At 67.0% G+C, this 3,710-nt stretch carries 1 protein-coding gene; it reads right to left on the reverse strand.

From position 1 onward, the window contains the following. A partial coding sequence (locus B5V00_RS16700; RefSeq protein ID WP_139800822.1) for a CxxxxCH/CxxCH domain c-type cytochrome occupies nt 1–3,710 on the reverse strand: 3,710 nt, incomplete at both ends.

A 3,710-nucleotide genomic window follows, 5' to 3' on the forward strand; every position in this document is an offset into this window, starting at 1 on the left:
CCGGACTGCGGGGCGCCGTCCTCCTTGTAGGGATTACCCATCCAGGTGCCGCGCAGGTAGGGCTTGCCGGTGACGGTGTCGTTGGTCGCCTGATTGCGGTTATGCACGTCGTGGCAGTAGCTGCAGCGGATATTCGCCACCGCATCCGGGCTCTCGGTGTAGTTGTAGGCCGTCCCGGTCACCGCACTCGTCCCGGCACTGTTGACCGAGTGAGTCGACTCGATGGCGCCGGTCTTGTAGCTGAAGTTGGCGCTGGTCCAGGTCGCCGTGGTCCAGTTGCTGGTACTCAGAGAGCCATAGTTGTAGGTGCTGTTTCCGGTGTTGGCGTTGGTGTTGGTCCCCCACTCGCTGACGCCGTTGGCATCGTGGCAACTCCAGCAGATCTCCGCCTCGGTGGTCTTGCCGCCGGTGGCCGTGCCGCCCAGCCAGATGCCGCCATGGGTGGTGTAGTTGATGCCGACGGTGGTGTTGTTCGGCACCTGCACATCACCGCTGTGGAAACCGTGGCACTTCTGGCACTGGGTCGCCCAGTCGGTGGTACCACTGATGGTGTCGGTCGTAGCAGCCTTGAGGTGTGAGCCGTAGGATTCACCGGTAAAACCGGAGTTGCCGGTCGGATAGACCACGGTCGGACCGCTGCCGCCGGGAGCGTGGCAGAGATCGCAGCTGCCGCCGCCGAAGTCACCGAAGCCGACCGTCCACCTGGAGTCGGCCAGGGCGTGACCGGTGGAGGCGTTGCCGTGACAGGCGTTGTCGCAACCCCAGTTGGTCTGGTTGTAGCCGGCGCCGGTGCTCGGTGTCGGACCGTTCATGGTGATCACGCCGTTGCCGTGGTCGCCGGTCCCCCAGGTGGCGGTGTAGTTGGCGTTGGTCGTGGTCGGGGAGAAACCGTGGCAGGTTTCGCATTCGCTGTGGTTGGCCTGCACCTCGGGGGTGCCGTCGCCGTCCCAGTCGGCGGCGTGGTTGACCAGCACGTTGCCGCGCCAGCTGCCCCAGATGCCGTGACAGGTCTTGCACTCGTCACCGGCGACGCCGCCGCCGCGCGCCCAGGTCTTGTTGTTGAGTCGCGCCCAGGGGGTGCCGGTGCCGCGATTGGCGTCGGCACCTTCCTTGTGACAGGTCATGGCGCAGGTATCGAGGTCGGAGCTGGTCCCGAGGGTGATGCCGGCGACGAAGTCGGTGCCGGTCGGACGGTTCATGGCGCTGGTCGCCAGACCGGCGTCGCTGAAGTGGTTGCTCGGCTGGCCGTTGTGGCACTGGGTACAGGCGAGGCTGACGCCGTGGTTCTGGCCGCTGACCACGCCGGTGATACCGTGCATGCCGCTGGTGGCGCTGTTGTATTCGGTGGCCACGTCTTCTGCCTTGTGGCAGAGGGTGCACTGGGTGTTGGCGTCGATGGTGCCGGTCCAGGCCGGGGTGGTCTGGCCGCCGTGGCAGCTGACGTTGCTGCATTGGCTGCCGGCATAGCTCGGGGTGCCGGCCGACATGTCGTCGTAGGTGGCAGCGATATTGACGTCGACGGTGCCGTCGGCGTGGTTGTTGCCACTGTGGCAGTAGTCGCACTTGGCCTGAACGGCGGCGCCGTTGGTCACCTGGGCGGCAAGGGAGACGCCGAGGGCGGTGAAGTGGGCGTTATGGGCGCCGGTGGACGGCCAGGGCTCGCCGGCGCCGTTGTTGTGGCAGCTGGCGCAGCCGCTGCTCAGGCTGCCGCCCCAGGTCGGAGTGGTGCCGAAGTGGCAGTAGATATTGGAGCAGTTGCCGTAAGTCGCGCTGGGGGCAAGGCCGCCAGTGTTGCCGGTGGTGGTGCCGTTGTAGGTGGCGCTGCCGGCGGTGTTGGTCGGCAGGGCGCTGACGTCCCAGGTGACGTTGCCGTTCATGTGGCCGGATGCGCCGGCGGAGGCGCCGTGGCACTGGGTGCAGGCCATGGCCAGGGTGCCGGCATGGGTGGCGTGGCTGCCGCCGGTCGGCGGGGTGGTGCTGGTGGCGCCGTGGCAGTCGCCGCAGGTGACGGTGGCGTCCCAGACCGGGTTGCTGCCGCCAAGGGTGCCGCCGTGGCAGTAGACATTGGAGCAGGCCTTGGTGCCGTCGCCGGCGGTGCCGTTGTTGTAGGCGACCCCAAGCTGGCCACCGTAGGTGCCGGTGACCGAGGTGCCGCCGCCGGCGGCGCTGAAGTCGGCGTTGAAGTGGATGTCGATGTCGCCGCCGTTGGGCATGGCGTTGCCGTTGTGGCAGGTGTTGCAGTCGCTGAAGCCGAGGGTGTTGACATGTTTGTCATGGGCGCCGGGGGTGGTGCTGCCGGTGGTGACCGGACTCCAGGCGAGGCCGGTGTTGGTGCTGCCGTCGCTGTCCGCGGTGGTCGGCGGGTTGCCGTGGCAGGCGTCGCAGGCGGTCGGCTTGAAACCCTGCTTGTGGTTGTGGCAGCTCATGCAGTCGGCGCTGAGCTGGTGGTTCTGCTCAGCGGCACTGCCGGTACTCATGTTGTAGGCGTGGTGATGAACACCGTTGGCCTGGGTGGTGTCGAAGGTATGGCAGACTTCACAGACACCGGAGCTGGTCGCATGGGCGCCGTTGGCGTCGCCGTAATCGCTGGTGGTGTCGCGGGTGTCGGTGAAGGTGACGGCGCTCGACGCGGAACCGTTGGGCATCAGGCTGCCGTCGGGGAAGCTGATGCTGGTCCGGATCCGTTTGATGTTGGTGGTGGTGTCAACGTGACAGGTGGCGCAGGTGAATTCACCATACTTGCCGCCGGCCAGTCCCCAGGTCCCGCCCCACTTGCTGGAACCGGTGGCGGCAGCGTTGTGCAGCATCGAGTTGGAGGGCACCTGGTCGGTGAAGATCTGTACGGCGCTGCCGCCGACGCCGTCGGCATCGGTATAGGTGACGCGCACCTGGTAGATCTGGCCGTTGGTCAGCCCGGTGATGCTGTAGGCGTAGGGACTGGCGGCGTGGGCAAGGGCGCCGGAGGTGTTGGGGAAGGTGGCGCTGTCGCAGCTGCCGATGGCCGGACAGGTGCCCCAGTCGACGGTGACGCTGTTGCTGCCGTTGAAGTCGCCGCTGTAGGGAGCGGAGACATCGAGCTGCTTGTTTTTACTGGCCACGCCGGCGACACCGGCATCGGTGCCGAGGGCGTTGTTGACGGTGATGCTGTTGCTCACCGGACCGACGATGTCGCCGCAGTCGGGATCGGTGCCGGTCACTTCGAAGGTGACCGCCTGCGGACCGGTGGTGCCATAGGCGCTGGAATCCCAGGGGCTGGTGACGGTGGTGCCGTTGATCTTGTAGGTGAAGCTGCCGACATTGCCGGTGGTGCTGAACAGGGTGGTCAGATCGACCGCGGTACCGCCGACGGTCTGGCCGGGGGCGATGGTAATGGTCGACGGGGTAGCGTCAACACAGGTGTTGTCGATGGTGACCCCGGTGAGCTGGGCGGCGTTGACCACGGTGCCGCAGTCGGGATCGGTGCCGGTGACATCGATGGTGACGGCGGTTTCGGCGGCGGAGGTGCCGCAGGCACTGGTATCCCAGCTGTATTCCCAGCGGGAGGTGGTGCCGTTCCAGGTCATCGCCGCACCGGTGACGTTACAGGCGCTGCTGCCGCCGATGGTGACACTCATCCCGGTCATGGTCGCCGGCGCGGTCTCGACGCCGACCGCGGCCTGGATGGTGACGATGCCGGTGGCGGGGCTCGGATTGGTGGTCGTCAGGGTGGC

It is taken from the genome of Geothermobacter hydrogeniphilus (assembly GCF_002093115.1).
GTDB lineage: Bacteria > Desulfobacterota > Desulfuromonadia > Desulfuromonadales > Geothermobacteraceae > Geothermobacter_A > Geothermobacter_A hydrogeniphilus.